Source organism: Enterobacter sp. BIDMC 30 (assembly GCF_000534355.1).
Taxonomy (GTDB): Bacteria; Pseudomonadota; Gammaproteobacteria; order Enterobacterales; family Enterobacteriaceae; genus Enterobacter; species Enterobacter ludwigii.
Window position 1 is genome coordinate 2439212 of the sequence record NZ_KI973169.1, and the last position, 20030, is coordinate 2459241.

Consider the following 20030-nt stretch of genomic DNA (forward strand, 5'->3'; position numbering starts at 1 on the left):
CCTTGCACCAACGCGCTAGCGATCTTTTCTCCACGCATCCGCGGTTAATGCTTCACCGAAATGGCCGGCAATCAATCGCTTAGTCAGTTCATGAAGCGGAGAGGCCATAACATCCGCGGTACTGCCACGTTCAACAACCTCACCCTGATGCATGACCATCACCTGGTCGCTGATATGTTTCATCATCCCCAGATGTTGGGTCACGTAGATATACGAGATACCCTGTTTTTCCTGTAATTCGAGCATCAGGTTAATTAACTGCGACCGCATCGACATATCCAGCGAGGCGAGCGCTTCGTCGGCGATGATCACTTTCGGGCGCAATATCAGCGCACGCGCGAGCCCAAGACGCTGTTTCTGGCCGGGGGCGAGCATGTGCGGGTAATAGCTCTCGTGATCGGGCAGCAGCCCAACCATCCGCAGGGTTTCAAAAACGCGTTTGCGTCGCGCTTCTGGCTCGAGATCGGTATTCAGACGCAGCGGAAAATCGAGGATTTGCGAAATACGCTGACGCGGGTTGAGCGATGTCGACGGATCCTGGAAGATCATGCGGATACGCTGGCTGCGGAAAGAGTAATCGCCGAATTCCAGCGGATGGTCATCTATCAGCACTTCGCCGCCGGAGGGTTCAACCATGCCTGCCAGCATCTTCGCCAGCGTGGATTTACCGGAACCGTTCTCACCGATGATCGCCAGCGTCTGTTTTTCGCGCAGGGTAAAGCTGAGCGGCTTCACGGCTTCAACGGTCTGACGATGGAACAGTCCGGTACGGTAGCGAAAGGTCTTACTCAGGTTACGGACTTCCAGTAAGGTTTCGACCATTTCACTCTCTCTCCATGTTCAGCGGGAAATGACAGGCATATAGATGATTTTTGGCCCCTGTCAGGCGTGGCGTCTCAATACATTTACGCTGCGCATACGGGCACCGCGGCCCCAGACGACAGCCAATCGGCAAGGACTCCAGCAGCGGGATAGCCCCGGGCAGGGTATTCAGGCGACTCTTGTGCGGCATGGCGCTGCCAAAATCTGGAATGGCGCGGATCAGCGCCTGCGTATACGGATGATGCGGCGCGGTGATGAGGTCTTCACTCGGGGCGGTTTCGACCGTCTGCCCGCAGTACATCACATCAATCTTATCAGCCCATTTGCTGAGCATTTGCAGGTCGTGACTGATTAACAAAATGGTGGTGTTGTTGTTCTGGTTCAGACGCGTCAGCAGGCGGAAAATCTGCGCCTGCGTGGTCGGTTCCATCGCGTTGGTCGGTTCATCCGCAATCAGCAGACGCGGCTGATTGGCCAGCGCGATGGCAATCATCACTTTCTGACATTCACCGTCGGTCAGTTCGTACGGAAAACTGCGCATGGCATCTTTATGATCTTTGATCCCGACGCGGTGCAACAGCTCAATAGCACGACGCTTACGCCAGCCAAACCGTTGCCACCAGCGGCCTTTATAGGTCCATCCGGGAATGTTCTGCATCAGCTGTTTGCCCACGCGCTCGGAAGGGTCAAGACAGGATTGCGGCTCCTGGAAAATCATTGATACGTTATGGCCGACCAGCTTGCGACGCTCGCGGGGAGAGAGGCGTTGCAGGTCGATATCATCAAAACGCATACGGTCAGCGGTGACGCGCCAGTTATCCTTCGCCACGCCACAGATGGCTTTGGCGATCAGGCTTTTCCCTGAACCGGATTCACCCACCAGCCCGCGAATTTCACCCTCAGCAAGGGTGATACTGATGCGATCGACGGCTTTCACCCAGCCTTCACCGGTTTTGAACTCGATGGTCAGGTTGCGAATATCAAGAAGCGGCATTATTGCACCCCCGCATTAATTGCACGGCGTATACCATCGCCCAGCAGGTTAACAAGCAGCACACTCACCATAATGGCTGCGCCCGGTAACATGACCGTCCACGGCGCAACGTAGATAAGCTCAAGCGCGTCACCGAGCATCGCGCCCCATTCAGGCGACGGCAGCTGCGCACCGAGATCGAGAAAGCCAAGCGCCGCGATGTCCAGAATCGCCATCGACAGGGCGCGGGTGATCTCCGTGACCAGCCCGGCAGCGATGTTCGGCAGTACGGCAAACCAGAGGATGTTTAAGGTTGTCGCACCGTCCAGGCGAGCTGCGACGACATACTCTTTTTCCAGCTCGTCATGCACCATGCTGTATACCGAACGCACGATGCGGGGGAGGATCGCCAGCCAGACCGCGAACATGGCATGCGACAGGTGTGGCCCGACAAACGCCACCACAATGATGGCCAGCAGCAGGGACGGAATAGAGAGCAGGGTGTCGAGAATGTGGTTCAGTGCCGCCGAGCGCAGGCCATGCGTCGACCCGGCAAAGATGCCGAGCGCCAGACCGCAGATGGTGGCAGCAAACGTCACCACAAATGCACCGCCGACCGTCGGCGCCGCGCCGCTCAACAGGCGGCTCAATACGTCACGCCCGAGGTCGTCCGTACCGAGGAAGAAAGAGACCTCACCGTAGCGCGACCAGGATGGGGGCAGCAACTGATAGCCAAGGAACTGCTGATCAATACCGTAGGGCGCAAACCAGGAGCCAAAAACGCAGAGCAACACCAGCCCGGCGAAGCCATAAAGGCCAATCATTGCCGTGGTGTCACCATAGAATTTACGCCACACGGTACGCAGCGCACCGGGCGTGCGCTTTTCACTGTATACGTTATCGTAGGGCATACCATTCCTTATGCTTCAACGGGTTGGCCATAGCACCCAAAATATCGGAAATCACGTTAACAATAATCACCAGAGAGCCAATCACCATGACGCCCGCCGAAATGGCGGCGTAGTCCTGCTGGCGGATAGCATTGATCAACCATCGTCCCAGCCCCGGCCAGCTGAAGACCATTTCGGTAATCATCGCCAGGGTGAGCATGGTGGAAAACTGGAGCCCCAGTCGCGGGATCACAGGCGGCAGGGCATTATGCAGCACATTACGGCGCAAGATAGTCAGGCGCGATAAGCCGCGCGTGGCGGCCGCTTTGACATAGTTCTGATCGAACACCTCGATGGTACTCAGGCGCATCAGGCGGATCACTTCGGTTGTCGGTGCCACCGCCAGCGTCAGTACCGGCAAGACCATATGGCGTACGGCGCTGACGATCATCTCATGTCGCCAGGCTGAATCAGACAGCCAGGCGTCAACGATAGCAAACCCGGTCACCGTTTTTACCGTATACAACAGGTCAAAACGGCCAGAAACCGGCAGCCAGCCCAGGTTGAGGGAAAAGAAAAGCGTCAGCAGCAGCGCCAGCCAGAAGATCGGGATCGAGAAGCCGAGCAGGGCGAGGGCGCTGATAAATTTATCCTGCCATTTGTTGCGATAAATCCCTGCCAGCATCCCTACCGGAATACCAACCATTAAGGCAAAACCGAATGCCAGAATGCACAGCTCCATTGTCGCCGGGAAAACCTCTTTCAGCTGCTCGGAGATGAGCTGTCCGTTGATGCTTGAAACACCGAAATCCCAGTGCAGCAGACCGTTAAACCAGAAGAGCCACGCATCCCACAGCGACGACCCCTGGAGCGGGGCGTGCGGGGTGAAATAGCTCAGACTGAAACCAACAAAGGTCAGGAAAAAGAGCGTCACCAGCAACAGCAGAAGGCGGCGCAAGGTAAAAATGATCATGGTTTTTTCACCTCTTGTTCTTTTTCGCGAGACACGCCGGCGAAGGAGGCGTTGCCGAACGGACTCAACACCAGGCCTTTAATATCATAGCGATAGGCCTGCAGGCGCAGGGACGAGGCCAGCGGCAGCACGGGCAGCTCTTCGGCAAGGATCTTCTGCGCTTCATCATAGGCGTCTATGCGTGACGCCAGCTGTTGGGACGCCAGCGCTTTTTGCAGCACGCCGTCAAATTCCCGGTTGCACCAGTGGGCGTAGTTGGTCTGGGAGTTAATCGCCGCACAGCTCAGCAACGGACGGAAGAAGCTGTCCGGATCATTACTGTCGGTCGCCCAGCCTGTCAGGGTTAAATCATGGTTCATGTCCATCAGGCGCGCCTCCTGGAAACGACCCTCAACCGGCACGATGATCACTTTCACACCCACCTGCGCCATATCTGCCTGCAACAGCTCGGCGGTCTTCAGCGGGCTTGGGTTCCAGGCCTGAGAGCTGGTCGGTACCCAGAGTTGCAGCGTCAGGTTTTCTGCCCCCAGCGCTTTCAGCTGTTCACGCGCTTTTGCCGGGTTGTATTCCGTAATTTTAGCTTCACTGTCATAGGCCCACGAGGCTCGCGGCAAAATAGAGGCGGCGGTTTCTGCCGTACCGTAATAGATCGACTGCATCAGACGCTGGTTGTTGATGGCCAGCGCCAGCGCATGGCGTACGGCAGGGTTGTTCAGCGGCGGCTTATCGGTATTAAACGCCAGATAGGCGATGTTCATGCCGGGGCGTAACGTCAGGCGCAAACGCGGATCGTCGCGCAAAATGGTGAGCTGGCTGGCAGCAGGCCACGCCAGCACGTCGCACTCCCCGGTCAGCAGTTTTGATAAACGCCCCGTCCCGCCAGAGCCAAGATCGACCACTACCTGTGGCATCAGCGGCGTGCCGCGCCAGAAATGCGCATGGCGCTGCAGGCGGATATATTGTCCGGAGCGATATTCGGCCAGCTGGAACGGACCGGTACCGACTGGCTGACGATCGATTAACTCCTGCCGATCGATTTTGCTCAGGTTCGCGGCGTATTCAGCAGACATGACGGACGCATAGTGGGTGGCCAGGTGCCAGAGGAAAGAGGCATCCGGGCGCTTCAGCGAAAACTCCACCGTGCGGTTATCCAGCTTGCGAACGCTTTTAACGGTATCGGCAAACTGCAGGCTGTCGAAGTAGGGGAAGTTGCTGCCGTTAACGTTATGCCACGGGTGATTACGGTTAAAGATACGCTGGAACGTAAAGACCACGTCATCCGCGTTCAGTTTGCGCGTTGGGGTAAACCATGGCGTGTGCTGAAATGCGACATCATCGCGCAGGTGGAAACGGTAGGTCGCGCCGTTATCCAGGACTTCCCAGCTTTCGGCAAGCTCTGGCACCAGACGGTAGGTGTAGGGATCCACATCAAGCAGACGGTCATAGAGTTGCGCGGCAAGGGTATCCACAATCAGGCCGCTGCCCGCTTTTTGCGGGTTAAATGTATCAACCTGACCGCTTACGCAATAGACGAAGCCGCTGTCGCGAATATCAGGTTGCGTAGCGGGTTCGGGCGCAGCAAACGCCAGGCTGCTGAACAGACCAAGTGCAAAGAAGGACGATAAAACCAGACGCATAATTTTTAAGGTTTTTAGGTTCGATCTGCAAAGTGTATCGCACTTACGCCTGCTTCGTAAAAATGTCTGCGGGTAAGTGCTGATATTGTCAGCGCATTTGATGCTTTTTGAGCAATGCCCTTAATTGATGGTAGGTCAGACCCAGGAGTTCAGCCGCCCGTTTCTGGTTATATTTCGCCATCTTCAGGCTCTGCTCAAGCAGCTGTTGTTCCTGTTCATGCTGGAACTGCCGCAAATCCAGGGGAAGTGCAGGGGAAGCTCCGGACGCGGGCGGGGCGGAAGCTGGCTGCGGGCTACGCTGAAAAGGATCGAGAATAATGTTATCCAGCTCGGTCTCACTGCTGCCGTGGCGATAGACAGAACGCTCCACGACGTTTTTTAACTCACGGATATTTCCCGGCCAGTGGTAAGCGAGGAGTGTTTCCTTTGCATACTCGCTGAACCCCGGAAAAAGCGGCAGACCGAGCTCGCGACACATCTGAATCGCAAACTGCTCTGCCAGCAGCATGATGTCGCTTCTTCGCTCGCGCAGCGGCGGGAGCTGAACGACGTCAAAGGCCAGCCGGTCGAGCAGGTCGGCACGGAATTTATCCTCTGCCACCATTTGCGGGAGGTTGGCATTGGTCGCGCACACCAGACGCACGTTGACCTGCAACGGCTGGCTACCGCCGACACGCTCCAGCTCGCCATACTCAATCACGCGCAGCAGCTTTTCCTGTACCAGCATGGGCGCGGTGGCCAGTTCATCAAGAAACAGCGTGCCGCCGTCGGCGCGTTCAAAACGACCCGGATGGCGTTTTTGGGCACCGGTAAAAGCACCGGCTTCATGACCGAAAAGCTCCGTGTCGAGCAGATTTTCATTCAACGCCGCGCAGTTAAGCGAAATGAAGGGGCCATCCCAGCGTCCGGATAAATAATGTAGACGGTTAGCAATCAGTTCCTTGCCCGTGCCGCGCTCACCGATAATAAGCACCGGCTTGTTGAGCGGCGCGAGACGGGAGACCTGTTCGAGGACTTCCAGAAAACTGTTGGCTTCGCCGAGTAAATTGTCTTTGTATCCAGCCATGATGAAATTAACCACTCCTTAGTGATATTCACCAGGTGAGCATAGTGTGCCGATGCCTGGAAATCAACCACATCAAGTAAAATCAACAAGATAAAAACTTGGCACGGTATTTGTATTAGCTATGTAGCAGGGCATCGCCCGATAACAGAACTATGAGGATCACATTATGGGTATTTTTTCTCGTTTCGCCGACATCGTGAACGCCAATATCAACTCACTGCTTGAGAAAGCGGAAGATCCGCAGAAGCTGGTGCGCCTGATGATTCAGGAAATGGAAGATACGCTGGTTGAAGTGCGTTCTACCTCCGCCCGTGCGCTGGCTGAGAAAAAACAGTTAACGCGCCGCATTGAGCAGGCGACCGCTCAGCTTAACGAATGGCAGGAAAAAGCAGAACTTGCGCTGCGTAAAGATAAAGAAGACCTGGCCCGCGCCGCGCTGATTGAAAAACAGAAGCTGGCAGACATGGTCGCGACGCTCGAGCATGAAGTCACACTGGTCGATGATACCCTTTCGCGTATGAAGAAAGAAATTGGTGAGCTTGAGAACAAACTGAACGAAACGCGTGCGCGTCAGCAGGCGCTGGCATTGCGCCACCAGGCGGCAAGCTCATCCCGCGATGTACGTCGCCAGCTGGATAGCGGTAAGCTGGATGAAGCAATGGCACGTTTTGAGTCATTTGAACGCCGTATCGACCATATGGAAGCGGAAGCGGAAAGTCACAGCATTGGTAAACAAAAGTCACTGGATCAGCAGTTTGCTGACCTGAAAGCGGACGATGAAATCAGCGAGCAACTTGCTGCGCTGAAAGCCAAAATGAAGCAAGACAACCAATAATAATTTGTGCGGCACCTGAGCGTGCCGCCACGCATCGTAAGACAAGGAGTACACATGAGCGCGCTTTTTCTGGCTATTCCCCTGACCATTTTCGTGCTGTTTGTTCTGCCGATTTGGTTATGGCTGCACTACAGCAACCGTTCTTCACGTGGTGAACTTTCCCAGAGTGAACAACAGCGTCTCGTACAGCTGACCGAACAGGCGAATAAAATGCGCGAACGCATTCAGGCGCTGGAAGATATCCTCGATGCAGAACATCCAAACTGGAGGGACCGTTAATGGCTGGACTGAACCTGAACAAAAAATTGTGGCGCATTCCGCAGCAGGGAATGGTACGCGGCGTCTGTGCCGGACTGGCCCATTATCTTGATGTCCCGGTCAAACTGGTTCGCGTGGTAACAGTGCTGTCGATCTTCTTCGGTCTGGCGTTTATCACCCTGGTGGCGTACATCGTGCTGTCGTTTGTACTCGACCCGATGCCGGAAGGTGAACTGGCCGCAGAAGGCGCACCGACCAGCAACGATCTCCTGAACGCGGTTGACGATCAACTCGCCGCTGGGGAGAAGCGGTTACGTGAGATGGAGCGCTATGTCACGTCTGACACCTTCACGCTGAGAAGCCGTTTTCGTCAGCTTTAAGAGAGAATATACATGAAGCAAAACTGGCAACAGGCCGGTCAGAAGGTAAAACCCGGCCTGAAAATCGCAGGTAAACTGGTCCTGCTGACGGCATTACGTTTCGGCCCGGCAGGTGTGGCGGGTTGGGCGATAAAATCTGTTGCCCGCAAGCCGGTAAGAATGTTGCTGGCTGTGGCGCTCGAACCTCTGCTGCAAAAAGTGGCAAAACAGCTTTCACGCCGCTACTTTCCCCAATAATTCCTGCGTACGTTAGCCTTTCTCGTTTTCGGGGCAGGCTAGCGATACTTCTTCGCTTTCCCTTTCTTTCTTTGCGGCAGCTCACAATACTGCGTTGAGCTGCTTTGCAATCGCCTTTTTCTGCGTCCCGGTCCGTTGACAGATATTTTTCATGGGAGTAGATTGCGTTCCGTGGGACCGCTACCATGGAAAATAAAATGCAGGCTAAAATTAAAGAAATCATTAATCTTGTTTACGGGGAATCATTTTCCGATACCCATTTTTCGGTGTTGCTGGAAAAGATTGATAACGCGATTTCTGTTATTACAGATAAGCGTAAGGTGGGGTGGGATGAAAAAGATGTTGTCCTGATTACGTATGCCGATCAGTTTTCGGCAGAAGGGGAGAAAGCCCTGCCGGTTTTCACACGGTTTTATAATAAGTGGCTCTCTCACTCCTTTTCACATGTTCATCTTTTACCTTTTTATCCGTGGTCTTCTGACGACGGTTTTTCTGTTATTGATTACCACGACGTCGCACCAGAAACAGGAACGTGGCAGGACATCGCCGAATTAAAACAATCAGCCAGTTTGATGTTTGATTTCGTCTGCAATCACATGTCGGCGCAAAGTCAATGGTTCGCGAATTACCTTAAGCAAATGCCGGGGTATAACGATTTCTTCATTTCTGTTGACCCTGAAACGGATCTGTCGGCCGTCACGCGACCGCGTGCTTTGCCCCTCCTCACGCCGTTTACGCTTCACGATGGCAGCGTACGCCACCTGTGGACCACCTTCAGCAGCGACCAGGTCGATCTCAATTTTGCCTCTCCTCAGGTTCTGATTGCGATGGTAGACGTGCTGCTGCACTACCTGACTGAAGGGGCGCGCTACATTCGTTTGGATGCCGTTGGGTTTATGTGGAAGATACCCGGAACGAGCTGTATCCATCTGGAACAAACCCATCAGCTTATCCAGCTTTTCCGTGCCATTACCGAGGCTGTCGCGCCGGGTACGGTGATAATCACTGAGACCAATGTCCCGCATAAAGACAACGTTGCCTACTTTGGTGACGGCAACAATGAAGCGCAGATGGTGTATCAGTTCTCCTTGCCGCCGCTTGTGCTGCATGCGGTACACCGTCAGGATGTCCGGGCGCTGTGTCAGTGGGCGTCGTCGTTGACGCTTCCTTCCACGAAAACCACCTGGTTTAACTTTTTGGCCTCGCATGACGGGATTGGCCTCAATCCGTTACGCGGAATTTTACCCGAGTCTGAGATCCTCTCGCTGGTTGAGAAACTTCAGGCCGAGGGGGCGCTGGTCAACTGGAAAAACAATCCGGATGGAACGCGAAGCCCGTATGAAATCAATGTCACTTATCTTGATGCGTTAAGCACAAGGGACTGCGATGACAATCACCGTATTGCCCGGTTTATTCTGGCTCATGCTGTACTCCTGAGTTTCCCCGGTGTGCCTGCCGTCTATATTCAAAGTATTCTTGGCTCGCGTAATGATTATGAGGGCGTGGAGCGCCTGGGATATAACCGTGCGATTAACCGCAAAAAATACCTCGCCGGTGCAATCGACAGTGAGCTTGAGAACGAAAATAGCCTGCGGCAGAAAGTCTATTATAGATTGCGTGAATTAATCGCCCTGAGGCGTGCAGAAAAAGCATTCCACCCTGACAGTCAGGCTTGTTTTAGTACGGCAGGCGAGCATGTATTAAAAATAATGCGTATTGCGCAAAGTGGCGAAAAAGTTACCGCGTTATTTAATTTCAGCGATCGCGTTCAAACGCTTGAGTCGAATATTCCATCCGGCAGGGAATTGATCGCCGGGAAAGATATTACTGGTACGACTCTGACCCTTAATCCATGGCAGGTGTTGTGGATTAAAGAAAACTAAAAAAGGACCTTAAACATGAATATGCCCAAAATTGTGCTGATATCAGCACTGGTTTCGTGCGCCTTGTTGTCAGGCTGTAAGGATGACAAACCCTCTGCTGTCACCATTGAGTTTATGCACTCCTCAGTTGAACAGGAGCGTCAGGCGGTAATTACAAAACTGATTGAAAAATTCGAGAAAGAGAACCCGACGATTACGGTGAAACAGGTACCGGTAGAAGAGGATGCCTACAACACCAAAGTGATTACGTTGGCCCGCACCGGTGCGCTGCCCGAGGTCATTGAGGTCAGCCATGACTACGCAAAAGTCATGGATAAAGAGCAGCTGCTGGACCGGGATGCGATCAACGCCGCCATCAAAGCGGTGGGCGAAAACACCTTCTATGACGGAATTTTACGTGTCGTTCGCACGGAAGACGGCTCAGCCTGGACGGGGGTGCCAATCAGCGCCTGGCTGTCTGGTGTCTGGTATCACAAAGATGTGCTTGCTGCGGCGGGTATTGAGGAGCCGCATAACTGGGAACAGCTGCTGAAAGCCAGCCAACGCCTCAGCGATCCGGCTAAAAAACGCTATGGCATTGCGCTACCCACGGCGGAAAGCGTGATGACCGAGCAGGCGTTTTCTCAGTTTGCGCTTTCCGGTGGCGCGAACGTTTTTGACGCCAACGGGAAAATCAACATCGATACCCCGGAAATGGTGAACGCGCTGGCGTTCTATAAAGCACTGGCCGCGACCACCATGCCGGGCTCGAACGATGTCATGGAGATTAAAGATGCCTTTATGAATGGTTCGGCACCGATGGCGGTGTATTCCACCTATATCCTGCCGGCGGTCTATAAAGACGGCAACCCAGCCAACCTGGGCTTTGTCGTTCCGACTGAAACGTCTTCAGCGGTCTACGGCATGGTCACATCGCTGACGATCACCTCCGGTCAAACAGAAGATGAAACCCAGGCTGCACAGAAGTTTGTCACCTGGATGGAGCAGGCACAGAACGCGTCTGACTGGGTGATGATGTCCCCGGGTGCCGCGCTGCCGGTGAACAAACTGGTCGTCGGCACGGACTCCTGGAAAGACAACGAGGTCATTAAAGCGTTTGGTCAACTTCCCTACGAGCTTATCGCCCAGTTCCCGAATGTGCAGGTATTTGGCGCCGTGGGCGACAAAAACTTTACCCGCATGGGTGATGTAACGGGGTCCGGCATCATCAGTTCCATGGTGCATAACGTCACAGTAGGTCAACAGGATCTCACTGCAACGTTAAGCAACAGCCAAAAGCGACTGACTGACCTGATTTCACAACGATAGGAGCGCTCTGCGGAAGGAAATTATGAAGACGTTGTTTTCTGGTCGTTCAGATATGCCTTTCGCCATGCTGCTGTTGGCCCCCAGCCTGATTTTGCTGGGGGGCCTGGTGGCCTGGCCGATGATTTCCAATATTGAAATCAGCTTTTTACGTTTGCCGCTTAACCCGCGCATTAGCGCCGTGTTTGTCGGGCTGGATAACTATGTTCGTATCCTCAGCGATGGCGCATTCTGGCACTCCCTGTGGATGACGTTCTGGTACACCGCCCTGGTGGTGATGGGCAGCACGGCGCTGGGGCTGGCCGTTGCCCTCTTTTTTAACCGGGAATTTCGCCTGCGGAAAACGGCGCGTTCACTGGTGATTTTGTCCTACGTCACACCATCCATCTCGCTGGTGTTTGCATGGAAATACATGTTCAACAACGGCTACGGCATTGTGAACTATCTGGGTGTCGATCTGTTGCACCTGTATGACCAGGCGCCGCTGTGGTTCGACAACCCGGGCAGCAGTTTTGTGCTGGTGGTGCTGTTCGCCATCTGGCGTTACTTCCCCTACGCGTTTATCTCGTTCCTCGCGATATTGCAGACCATTGATAAGTCGCTGTACGAAGCCGCGGAAATGGATGGGGCAAATGCCTGGCAGCGTTTTCGTATCGTCACACTGCCCGCCATTATGCCGGTGCTGGCCACGGTGATTACACTGCGAACCATCTGGATGTTCTATATGTTCGCTGATGTTTATCTCCTGACCACCAAGGTCGATATTTTGGGCATCTATCTCTACAAGACCGCATTTGCCTTCAATGACCTCGGGAAAGCCGCTGCCATCTCCGTGGTGCTGTTCGTGATCATCTTCGCCGTCATTCTGCTGACCAGAAAAAGGGTAAACCTCAATGGCAACAAATAAACGCGTACTGGGTCGTCTCGGTTTTTATCTGGGACTGGCGGTGTTTCTGATCATCACGCTGTTCCCGTTCTTTGTGATGTTAATGACCTCGCTTAAGAGCGCGAAAGAGGCGATATCGCTCCATCCGACCATCCTGCCGCAGGCGTGGACGCTGCAGCATTACATCGACATCTTTAATCCGCTGATCTTCCCGTTTGTGGACTACTTCAGAAACAGCATGGTGGTCTCGCTGACCTCGTCGGTGATTGCCGTTTTTCTCGGCACGCTGGGGGCTTACGCGTTATCCAAACTGCGTTTTAAAGGACGCACGACGATCAATGCGAGTTTTTACACCGTCTATATGTTCTCGGGGATTTTGCTGGTGGTGCCGCTGTTCAAAATCATCACCGCGCTGGGGATCTATGACACAGAGCTGGCGCTGATTATCACCATGGTGACCCAGACGCTGCCGACAGCCGTCTTTATGCTGCGCAGCTATTTCGACACCATTCCGGATGAAATAGAAGAAGCCGCGATGATGGACGGGCTTAACCGCCTGCAAATTATCTTCCGCATTACCGTTCCGCTGGCGATTTCCGGCCTCGTGTCGGTGTTCGTCTACTGCTTCATGGTGGCATGGAACGACTACCTGTTTGCATCCATTTTCCTGTCCAGCGCCAGCAATTTCACCTTGCCGGTTGGGCTGAACACGCTCTTTAGCACGCCAGATTATATCTGGGGTCGCATGATGGCGGCATCGCTGGTGACAGCGCTTCCGGTGGTCATCATGTACGCACTGTCTGAACGTTTTATCAAAAGTGGTTTGACCGCCGGTGGCGTTAAGGGCTGAGGCGGCCAGTTTTAACTAGGAGTCAGTCATGAAAAAGTTAGTTGCGACAGCGCCTCGTGTAGCGGCGCTGGTGGAATATGAAGATCGTCCTGTTGCCGTCCATGAAGTGAAAATTCGTGCGCGCTTCGGCGCGCCAAAACACGGCACCGAAGTGGTAGATTTCCGTGCGGCAAGTCCCTTCATTGATGAGGAGTTTAACGCGGAGTGGCAGATGTTTACCCCGCGTGAAGAGGGCGCGGCGCGGGGCATTGAGTTTGGTAAGTTCCAGCTGGGCAACATGATCGTTGGCGACATTATCGAATGCGGCGATGACGTGACGGAGTACCAGACGGGCGACCGTGTCTGCTGCTATGGGCCGCTGCAGGAGACGGTCATCGTGAATGCCGTTAATAACTACAAGCTGCGCAAAATGCCGCAAGGGTCTTCCTGGAAAAATGCCGTCTGTTACGACCCTGCGCAGTTCGCCATGAGCGGCGTGCGTGATGCTAACGTGCGGGTAGGGGATTTTGTCGTTGTAGTCGGACTGGGTGCCATTGGGCAGATTGCGATTCAGCTGGCGAAAAAAGCCGGTGCATCCATCGTCATCGGTGTCGATCCTATCGCGCATCGCTGCGAAATTGCCCGCCGTCACGGGGCTGATTACTGCCTCAATCCGTTTGGCACCGATGTCGGTCTGGAGATTAAAAAACTGACCGGAAAGCAGGGCGCTGACGTGATTATCGAAACCAGCGGTTTTGCCGATGCATTGCAGTCTGCGCTGCGCGGGCTCGCCTACGGTGGAACGATCGCCTACGTGGCTTTCGCGAAACCGTTCGCAGAAGGGTTCAATCTGGGGCGTGAAGCCCACTTCAATAACGCGAAAATCGTTTTCTCGCGCGCCTGCAGCGAACCCAACCCGGATTACCCGCGCTGGAGCCGCAAGCGTATTGAAGAGACCTGCTGGGAACTGCTGATGAACGGTTATCTGAACTGCGAAGATCTGATTGACCCGGTTGTCACCTTTACCACCAGCGCTGAGAGCTACATGAAGTATGTCGATCAGCATCCGGAACTGAGCATCAAGATGGGCGTCACTTTTTAAGCTAAGGAGAGCATCAATGAAAATCGCAACGCAAAACCAGGCCTTTTTCCCGACTTCTATTCTGGAGAAATTCCAGTACATCAAAGCGATGGGTTTTGATGGCTTTGAAATTGACGGCAAACTGCTGGTGGACAATCTCGATGAAGTGAAAGCCGCAATCACCGCCACGGGCCTGCCGGTGACCACCGCCTGCGGGGGATATGACGGCTGGATTGGTGACTTCATTGAAGAACGTCGTCTGAACGGATTAAAACAGATCGAACGCATCCTGGAAGCACTGGCTGAAGTGGGTGGAAAGGGGATTATTGTGCCCGCTGCCTGGGGAATGTTTACCTTCCGTTTGCCGCCGATGACCTCTCCACGCAGCCTGGCGGGTGACCGCGAAGCGGTGAGTGCTTCGCTGCGTTATCTGGATGAGGTGGCGGCGCGTACCGGGACCACCGTTTACCTTGAGCCGCTCAACCGCTACCAGGATCACATGATCAACACGCTCGCGGATGCGCGTCGCTATATCGAAGAGAACGCGCTCAGGCATGTGCAGATCATCGGCGACTTTTACCACATGAATATCGAAGAAGATTCGCTAACAGAGGCGCTGCATCGCAACCGGGATCTGCTGGGTCATGTGCATATCGCCGATAACCATCGCTATCAGCCTGGCAGCGGGACGCTGGATTTTGCCACGTTGTTCGGGCAGCTTCGTGCGGACAACTATCAAGGCTACGTGGTGTATGAGTGCCGTGTCCGCGCCGACGATCCGGCCCAGGCTTACCAGGATTCACTCACGTATCTGCGTGAATGCTAAGGATGACGAGCGTGATGAGTGCTTCAACACCTTCGCTTCTGCGCGTCGCCATTATTGGCGCCGGGCAGGTCGCGGACAAAGTGCATGCCTCGTATTACGCCACACGCAGTGATGTTCAAATGGTCGCTGTCATGGACAGCGGCCTTGAACAGGCACAGGCGTTTGCGGAACGTCATGCAATTCCTTCGGTCTGGCAGAATGCATCTGAAATGCTGCAGGCGGTAAAACCTGATGTGGTCAGCGTCTGCTCCCCAAACCGGTTCCATTTTGAACATGTCATGGCGGCACTGGAGGCCGGATGTCATGTGATGTGCGAAAAACCGCCTGCCATGACGCCGCAACAGGCTGACCAGATGCGCATGGCGGCCCGTAAAGCGGGAAAAGTGCTGGCGTATGATTTTCACCATCGGTTTGCGCTCGACACGCAGCTGCTCCGTGACGCTGTCACAAATGGGGCGTTAGGTGAGATCTACTTTACGTCGGCACAGGCGCTGCGACGTTGCGGCGTGCCGGGCTGGGGCGTCTTTACGAACAAATCGCTACAGGGTGGCGGACCGCTGATCGATATCGGTATTCATATGCTGGATGCCGCGATGTATGTGCTGGGTTTTCCGGCGGTAAAAAGGGTGACCGCCCACAGCTTCCAGAAGCTGGGGAACCGTAAAAACAGTGGACAGTTTGGCGAGTGGGATCCCGCCCGGTTTGCCGTTGAAGATGCTCTGTTTGGCACAATTGAATTCTGCAATGGCGGCGTTCTGCGCCTGGATACGTCGTTTGCGCTGAATATCCGTGAGCAGTCGATCATGAATGTTTCATTCTGTGGCGAAAAGGCGGGGGCCACGCTCTTCCCGGCACACATATACCACGATGAGGCAGGCGTTTTACAGACCCTCATGCAGCGTGTTGAGGCAGACGACCAGCGTCACCTGCGCAGCATGGAGGCGTTTGTACGCCATGTGCTGGGAGAGCCGGTTATGATCGCAGATGCGGAACAGGGGCTGGTTATCCAGCAACTTGTTGCCGCGCTTTATGAATCGGCAGATACAGGGGAAAGCGTGACGTTATGCTGAATGTGTCTGTTTTAACCGAACCGGGCTTCTCTCCCCACAGTCTGAATAAATACGCCTCCATCATGGCTTGCGGCAATGGCTACATGGGCATTCGCGCGGCACACGAAGAGGATTACACCCAGCAAACCAGAGGCATGTATCTCGCCGGGCTTTATCATCGCGCAGGTCGCAATGAGACCACGGAGTTAATCAACCTGCCGGATATTACCGGTATTGAGGTTGAACTGGATGGTGTGAATTTTACCCTGCTTTCCGGGGCGCTTCTTGAGTGGCAGCGCGAGCTGGCGTTTGCCAATGGTGAACTGCGTCGCAGCGTGCTCTGGCGCTCGCCCGACGGGAAACGCTACCGCCTGGAGAGCCGTCGTTTCGTTTCTCTCGCTCAGTTGCCGTTAGTGGCAATGCAACTCGCCATCACTCCCCTTGATGGACCCTCGCAGGTGGTGTTGAAAACCGGAATCGATGCGACGCAAACCAACAGCGGCAGGCAGCATCTGGATGAGATTTCAGTCCGGGTATTCGACCAGAACTGTATGCAGGGCGTGTATGAAACGCAGGACCGGGTTTCTGATGTCGTTATATCCGCGTTCTGCCGGCTTTCAGCGGGTAGTGAAAACTGCTTTACCGCTAAAAATCGTCGCATCAGTGCGCATTATTCCCTGAACGTTTCGCAGGGTGACACTGTCACGCTTGAAAAGATCGTCTGGGTCGCCCACCGCAGTGACAAAGCACTTTCGCAGGCGTCGTTTGCGCGTAACGCACTGGCCGAACTCAAGGTGTGCGCAGCGCGAGGCTACGCATCGTTGCTGGAGAGCTCTGCCTGCGCCTGGGAAGACGTCTGGCGAGATGCGCGGGTGGCGGTAACGTCTGCGGAACCGCAGGATCAGCTCGCGCTGGATTATACCATCTGGCATCTGACCGCCATGACGCCTGCCGACAATGAGCGCTGCAGTATCGCCGCGAAAGGATTGACCGGCGAAGGGTATAAAGGCCACGTCTTCTGGGATACCGAAATTTTCCTGCTGCCTTTCCATCTCTTTACGCGTCCGCAGGTCGCCCGCAGTCTGCTGCGTTATCGCTGGCTCAACCTGGCCGGGGCTCGTGAAAAAGCGCGTCGCAACGGCTGGCCTGGCGCACTTTTCCCCTGGGAGAGTGCCGCGAGCGGTCAGGAGGAAACGCCGGAATATGCGGCAATCAACATCCGCACGGGCACGCGCCAGAAAGTGGCCTCTGCGCTGGCAGAACATCACATTGTGGCGGACATTGCCTGGGCTGTCGTGGCCTACTGGCAGGCGACACATGATGACGCTTTTATGCGTAACGAAGGGCTGACGCTACTGATAGAGACGGCAACGTTCTGGATGGGGCGGGCGACGGAAGTCAATGGTCGCCTGGAAATCCACGATGTGATCGGGCCGGATGAGTACACGGAGCACGTCAATAACAATGCCTACACCAACTATCTGGCCTGGCACAATGTCGCCTGTGCGCGCCAGTTTATGGCGATGTTCAATCGTGAAGATGCCGGCTTCATGGAGAATGCCAGCCGGTTTATGTCCCGTTTGTGGTTACCGCAAGCCAACGCAGAAGGGGTCCTTCCTCAGGATGACACCTTCATGGCGAAACCGGCAATCGATCTGAGCCGCTATAAGGCGAAAGCGGGTAAACAGACCATTCTGCTCGATTACTCCCGCGCGGAAGTGAACGAGATGCAGATCCTTAAACAGGCCGATGTGGTGATGCTCAACTACCTGCTGCCGGAACGGTTTACCCCACAGCAGTGTGCTGCCAACCTGGCGTACTACGAGCCGCGTACCATACACGACTCTTCGCTGAGCAAAGCGATTCACGGAATTGTTGCTGCCCGGTGTGGCGATACGGAAAGGGCCTACGCCTTCTGGCGCGAGGGTGTTGCCATCGATCTGGGCGACGATCCGCACAGCTGCGATGACGGGATTCATGCTGCCGCCACCGGGGCTATCTGGTCCGGCGTTATTCAGGGATTTGCTGGCATGCAGATCGTCCAGGGGGAATTGCATCTTGCCCCGAAGCTGCCTGCCCACTGGCGAAAACTGGCTTTCCCGCTGCGATGGAGAAACGCGCGCATGCACTTCACGTTTGAAAATGATGTTTTAACGATTGAAACCACTGCACCGGTGACCTTAACGCTGTGGGGTAAAACCCTGTGCATAACGGATCGGCAGGTCTGTTCTTTCAGGGATTTTTTCACATCTCTTGGTGGGACCGCTACCACAGGAGCAAATCATGAAGCCTGAGGCCGTTGTCTTCGATCTTGATGGTGTGATCACCGATACCGCGCATCTGCATTTTCTGGCCTGGCGTGCCGTGGCGCAGGAAATTGGCATCTCGTTCGACGTGGTGTTCAACGACGAGCTGAAAGGGATAAGCCGTATGGAATCGCTGCAGCGGATCCTGCGCCATGGCGGAAAAGAGGGGGAGTTTAACGACCAGCAGCGGCAGGCGCTCGCGGATAAAAAGAACGCGCGCTACGTCGGGTCTCTGGCGTCGTTGACGCAGGATTCTCTGCTTCCGGGCATCCGCGAGGTGCTGGCGGAAATTCGTGCGGCGAACGTCAAAATCGGGCTGGCCTCTGTGTCCCTTAACGCCCCCGGTATTTTGCAGGCGCTGGGCATTGAGAGGGCTTTTGATTTCTGCGCCGATGCCTCGCGCATTGCCCGCTCAAAACCGGACCCGGAGATCTTTCTTGCGGCCTGCGCCGGGCTGAACGTGCGCCCCGAGCAGGCTATTGGAATCGAAGATGCTGCAGCCGGCGTTGAGGCAATCAACGCGGCGGGAATGCTCTCGGTCGGGATTGGGCCTGGCCTGAACCATGCGGGATTACAACTTCATTCAACGCAGGAACTGACCTGGAAATGCCTGACGGATTTCTGGGCATCCCGAACGGTAATGATAAGGAATTAAAAATGGCTCAACTGTCTCTGAAACATATTCAGAAAATCTACGATAACCAGGTCCATGTGGTTAAGGATTTTAACCTCGAAATTGAGGACAAGGAGTTTATCGTCTTTGTGGGTCCCTCGGGGTGCGGTAAATCGACGACGCTCCGCATGATTGCCGGGCTGGAGGAGATCTCCGCCGGTGAGCTGGTGATTGACGGTGTCTGCATGAACGATGTGCCCGCCAAGTCCCGCGACATTGCGATGGTTTTCCAGAACTATGCGCTTTATCCGCATATGACGGTTTACGACAACATGGCGTTTGGCCTGAAGATGCAGAAAATTCCCCCCGCGGTCATTGAAGAGCGTGTGAACTGGGCGGCACAAATCCTGGGGTTGCGTGATTACCTCACGCGTAAACCTGGCGCATTGTCGGGTGGGCAACGTCAGCGCGTGGCGTTAGGACGGGCGATTGTGCGCGAAGCCGGCGTCTTTCTGATGGATGAACCGCTTTCTAACCTCGACGCCAAGCTGCGTGTGCAAATGCGTGCTGAAATCAGCAAGCTGCATCAGAAGCTCAATACCACAATGATTTACGTGACCCACGATCAGACGGAAGCGATGACGATGGCAACCCGCATTGTGATCCTCAAGGATGGCGTTATTCAGCAGGTGGGGGCACCTAAGCAGGTCTACAACGAACCGGCGAATATGTTTGTGGCGGGCTTCATCGGATCACCGGCAATGAATTTTATTCGGGGCGCGATAGACGATCGCTATTTCGTGACGGAAACGCTGCGTCTGGAGATACCTGAAGACACGCTGGCGGCGGTGAATGCCGCCGGATATCAGCGTAAAGCCGTGGTCTTTGGGATCCGGCCGGAAGATATTCTGACGCTGCAAAGCCGTAGCGATGATATTGCGGCAAAAGTCAGCGTGGCCGAACTGACCGGGGCTGAGTTCATGCTCTATGCCACCGTGGGCGGGCATGAGCTGGTCGTTCGTGCAGGAGCGGTAAATGATTATGCGGCGGGGGATAATATCGGCATCCAGTTCGATATGAATAAATGTCATTTCTTCGACGCTGATACTGAAGTGGCTATTAGATAAGAAAGGCGTTCGCCGGAAATGCAAATTTCCGGTTTTTTTTGAGTTAATTATAAA

Annotated in this window: 20 protein-coding genes; 14 read left to right on the forward strand and 6 right to left on the reverse strand. The window is 54.7% G+C overall.

Features of this window, described 5'->3' with window-relative positions; genetic code table 11:
- Nucleotides 1-15: 15 nt before the first annotated feature.
- The 6 genes from sapF to pspF all read right to left on the reverse strand — a co-directional run bounded on the left by sapF (nucleotide 16) and on the right by pspF (nucleotide 6361).
- Nucleotides 16-822 (reverse strand): putrescine export ABC transporter ATP-binding protein SapF, encoded by an 807-nt coding sequence (sapF, locus tag L466_RS10745; RefSeq protein ID WP_014170351.1) that lies wholly within the window; start codon nucleotides 820-822, stop codon nucleotides 16-18.
- Between the two features lies 1 nt (nucleotide 823).
- Entirely contained in the window at nucleotides 824-1816 is a 993-nt protein-coding gene (gene sapD / locus L466_RS10740) for a putrescine export ABC transporter ATP-binding protein SapD (RefSeq protein ID WP_014170350.1), read from the reverse strand.
- Nucleotides 1816-2706: a putrescine export ABC transporter permease SapC gene (gene sapC, locus L466_RS10735; RefSeq protein WP_014170349.1), complete on the reverse strand. Its 891-nt coding sequence runs from the start codon at nucleotides 2704-2706 to the stop codon at nucleotides 1816-1818. The genes sapD and sapC overlap by 1 nt, the downstream gene beginning before the upstream one ends.
- Complete coding sequence (sapB, locus tag L466_RS10730) at nucleotides 2693-3658, reverse strand: putrescine export ABC transporter permease SapB (RefSeq protein WP_014170348.1); 966 nt, start codon at nucleotides 3656-3658, stop codon at nucleotides 2693-2695. The genes sapC and sapB overlap by 14 nt, the downstream gene beginning before the upstream one ends.
- Nucleotides 3655-5295 carry an ABC transporter substrate-binding protein SapA gene (gene sapA, locus L466_RS10725; protein WP_020882454.1) on the reverse strand — a complete coding sequence of 547 codons (1641 nt, stop codon included), beginning with the start codon at nucleotides 5293-5295 and terminating at the stop codon, nucleotides 3655-3657. Before sapA ends, sapB begins: the two co-directional genes overlap by 4 nt.
- 88 nt (nucleotides 5296-5383) lie before the next feature.
- Nucleotides 5384-6361, reverse strand: a complete 978-nt coding sequence (pspF, locus tag L466_RS10720) for a phage shock protein operon transcriptional activator (protein WP_032680894.1) — start codon at nucleotides 6359-6361, stop codon at nucleotides 5384-5386.
- A 166-nt stretch (nucleotides 6362-6527) separates the two neighbouring features.
- On the opposite strand from pspF, the gene pspA reads away from it, so the two are divergent.
- From pspA to L466_RS10650, 14 genes are all read left to right on the forward strand, one after another.
- Nucleotides 6528-7196: a phage shock protein PspA gene (pspA, locus tag L466_RS10715; RefSeq protein WP_014170345.1), complete on the forward strand. Its 669-nt coding sequence runs from the start codon at nucleotides 6528-6530 to the stop codon at nucleotides 7194-7196.
- Nucleotides 7197-7250: 54 nt separating this feature from the next.
- Nucleotides 7251-7475, forward strand: a complete 225-nt coding sequence (pspB, locus tag L466_RS10710) for an envelope stress response membrane protein PspB (protein WP_025204011.1) — start codon at nucleotides 7251-7253, stop codon at nucleotides 7473-7475.
- The gene (pspC, locus tag L466_RS10705; RefSeq protein WP_014170343.1) at nucleotides 7475-7834 is read left to right on the forward strand and encodes an envelope stress response membrane protein PspC; all 360 of its coding nucleotides are present in this window, start codon (nucleotides 7475-7477) and stop codon (nucleotides 7832-7834) included. Before pspB ends, pspC begins: the two co-directional genes overlap by 1 nt.
- Before the next feature lie 12 nt (nucleotides 7835-7846).
- A complete protein-coding gene (gene pspD / locus L466_RS10700; protein ID WP_032680895.1) occupies nucleotides 7847-8071 on the forward strand; it encodes a phage shock protein PspD in 225 nt (74 codons plus the stop codon).
- A 185-nt stretch (nucleotides 8072-8256) separates the two neighbouring features.
- On the forward strand, nucleotides 8257-9954 hold the full coding sequence (locus L466_RS10695; protein ID WP_032680896.1) for a sugar phosphorylase: 1698 nt from the start codon (nucleotides 8257-8259) through the stop codon (nucleotides 9952-9954).
- A gap of 15 nt (nucleotides 9955-9969) precedes the next feature.
- On the forward strand, nucleotides 9970-11262 hold the full coding sequence (locus tag L466_RS10690) for an ABC transporter substrate-binding protein (RefSeq protein WP_032678282.1): 1293 nt from the start codon (nucleotides 9970-9972) through the stop codon (nucleotides 11260-11262).
- Nucleotides 11263-11284: 22 nt separating this feature from the next.
- The gene (locus L466_RS10685) at nucleotides 11285-12166 is read left to right on the forward strand and encodes a carbohydrate ABC transporter permease (protein WP_032680897.1); all 882 of its coding nucleotides are present in this window, start codon (nucleotides 11285-11287) and stop codon (nucleotides 12164-12166) included.
- On the forward strand, nucleotides 12153-12995 hold the full coding sequence (locus L466_RS10680) for a carbohydrate ABC transporter permease (RefSeq protein ID WP_025204015.1): 843 nt from the start codon (nucleotides 12153-12155) through the stop codon (nucleotides 12993-12995). The genes L466_RS10685 and L466_RS10680 overlap by 14 nt, the downstream gene beginning before the upstream one ends.
- A gap of 28 nt (nucleotides 12996-13023) precedes the next feature.
- Entirely contained in the window at nucleotides 13024-14076 is a 1053-nt protein-coding gene (locus tag L466_RS10675) for a zinc-dependent alcohol dehydrogenase (RefSeq protein ID WP_032680899.1), read from the forward strand.
- Nucleotides 14077-14092: 16 nt separating this feature from the next.
- A complete protein-coding gene (locus L466_RS10670; RefSeq protein ID WP_032680900.1) occupies nucleotides 14093-14881 on the forward strand; it encodes a sugar phosphate isomerase/epimerase family protein in 789 nt (262 codons plus the stop codon).
- A gap of 11 nt (nucleotides 14882-14892) precedes the next feature.
- Nucleotides 14893-15951, forward strand: a complete 1059-nt coding sequence (locus L466_RS10665) for a Gfo/Idh/MocA family protein (protein ID WP_155962769.1) — start codon at nucleotides 14893-14895, stop codon at nucleotides 15949-15951.
- Nucleotides 15945-18224: a glycoside hydrolase family 65 protein gene (locus tag L466_RS10660; protein ID WP_032680901.1), complete on the forward strand. Its 2280-nt coding sequence runs from the start codon at nucleotides 15945-15947 to the stop codon at nucleotides 18222-18224. The genes L466_RS10665 and L466_RS10660 overlap by 7 nt, the downstream gene beginning before the upstream one ends.
- Nucleotides 18214-18891: a beta-phosphoglucomutase gene (gene pgmB, locus L466_RS10655; RefSeq protein ID WP_032680902.1), complete on the forward strand. Its 678-nt coding sequence runs from the start codon at nucleotides 18214-18216 to the stop codon at nucleotides 18889-18891. The genes L466_RS10660 and pgmB overlap by 11 nt, the downstream gene beginning before the upstream one ends.
- 2 nt (nucleotides 18892-18893) lie before the next feature.
- Nucleotides 18894-19976, forward strand: a complete 1083-nt coding sequence (locus L466_RS10650; RefSeq protein WP_032680903.1) for an ABC transporter ATP-binding protein — start codon at nucleotides 18894-18896, stop codon at nucleotides 19974-19976.
- The last annotated feature ends 54 nt before the right edge of the window (nucleotides 19977-20030 follow it).

Excerpts from the sequence above, each read along its gene's own strand:
- L466_RS10675 (WP_032680899.1), top strand. The coding sequence starts at position 13,024 with ATGAAAAAGTTAGTTGCGACAGCGCCTCGTGTAGCGGCGCTGGTGGAA.
- sapF (WP_014170351.1), bottom strand. The coding sequence starts at position 822 with ATGGTCGAAACCTTACTGGAAGTCCGTAACCTGAGTAAGACCTTTCGC.
- sapB (WP_014170348.1), bottom strand. The coding sequence starts at position 3,658 with ATGATCATTTTTACCTTGCGCCGCCTTCTGCTGTTGCTGGTGACGCTC.
- pspB (WP_025204011.1), top strand. The coding sequence starts at position 7,251 with ATGAGCGCGCTTTTTCTGGCTATTCCCCTGACCATTTTCGTGCTGTTT.
- L466_RS10680 (WP_025204015.1), top strand. The coding sequence starts at position 12,153 with ATGGCAACAAATAAACGCGTACTGGGTCGTCTCGGTTTTTATCTGGGA.
- sapC (WP_014170349.1), bottom strand. The coding sequence starts at position 2,706 with ATGCCCTACGATAACGTATACAGTGAAAAGCGCACGCCCGGTGCGCTG.
- sapA (WP_020882454.1), bottom strand. The coding sequence starts at position 5,295 with ATGCGTCTGGTTTTATCGTCCTTCTTTGCACTTGGTCTGTTCAGCAGC.
- L466_RS10650 (WP_032680903.1), top strand. The coding sequence starts at position 18,894 with ATGGCTCAACTGTCTCTGAAACATATTCAGAAAATCTACGATAACCAG.
- pspD (WP_032680895.1), top strand. The coding sequence starts at position 7,847 with ATGAAGCAAAACTGGCAACAGGCCGGTCAGAAGGTAAAACCCGGCCTG.
- L466_RS10685 (WP_032680897.1), top strand. The coding sequence starts at position 11,285 with ATGAAGACGTTGTTTTCTGGTCGTTCAGATATGCCTTTCGCCATGCTG.
- L466_RS10695 (WP_032680896.1), top strand. The coding sequence starts at position 8,257 with ATGGAAAATAAAATGCAGGCTAAAATTAAAGAAATCATTAATCTTGTT.
- pspF (WP_032680894.1), bottom strand. The coding sequence starts at position 6,361 with ATGGCTGGATACAAAGACAATTTACTCGGCGAAGCCAACAGTTTTCTG.
- L466_RS10660 (WP_032680901.1), top strand. The coding sequence starts at position 15,945 with ATGCTGAATGTGTCTGTTTTAACCGAACCGGGCTTCTCTCCCCACAGT.
- L466_RS10690 (WP_032678282.1), top strand. The coding sequence starts at position 9,970 with ATGAATATGCCCAAAATTGTGCTGATATCAGCACTGGTTTCGTGCGCC.
- pspA (WP_014170345.1), top strand. The coding sequence starts at position 6,528 with ATGGGTATTTTTTCTCGTTTCGCCGACATCGTGAACGCCAATATCAAC.
- sapD (WP_014170350.1), bottom strand. The coding sequence starts at position 1,816 with ATGCCGCTTCTTGATATTCGCAACCTGACCATCGAGTTCAAAACCGGT.
- pspC (WP_014170343.1), top strand. The coding sequence starts at position 7,475 with ATGGCTGGACTGAACCTGAACAAAAAATTGTGGCGCATTCCGCAGCAG.
- pgmB (WP_032680902.1), top strand. The coding sequence starts at position 18,214 with ATGAAGCCTGAGGCCGTTGTCTTCGATCTTGATGGTGTGATCACCGAT.
- L466_RS10670 (WP_032680900.1), top strand. The coding sequence starts at position 14,093 with ATGAAAATCGCAACGCAAAACCAGGCCTTTTTCCCGACTTCTATTCTG.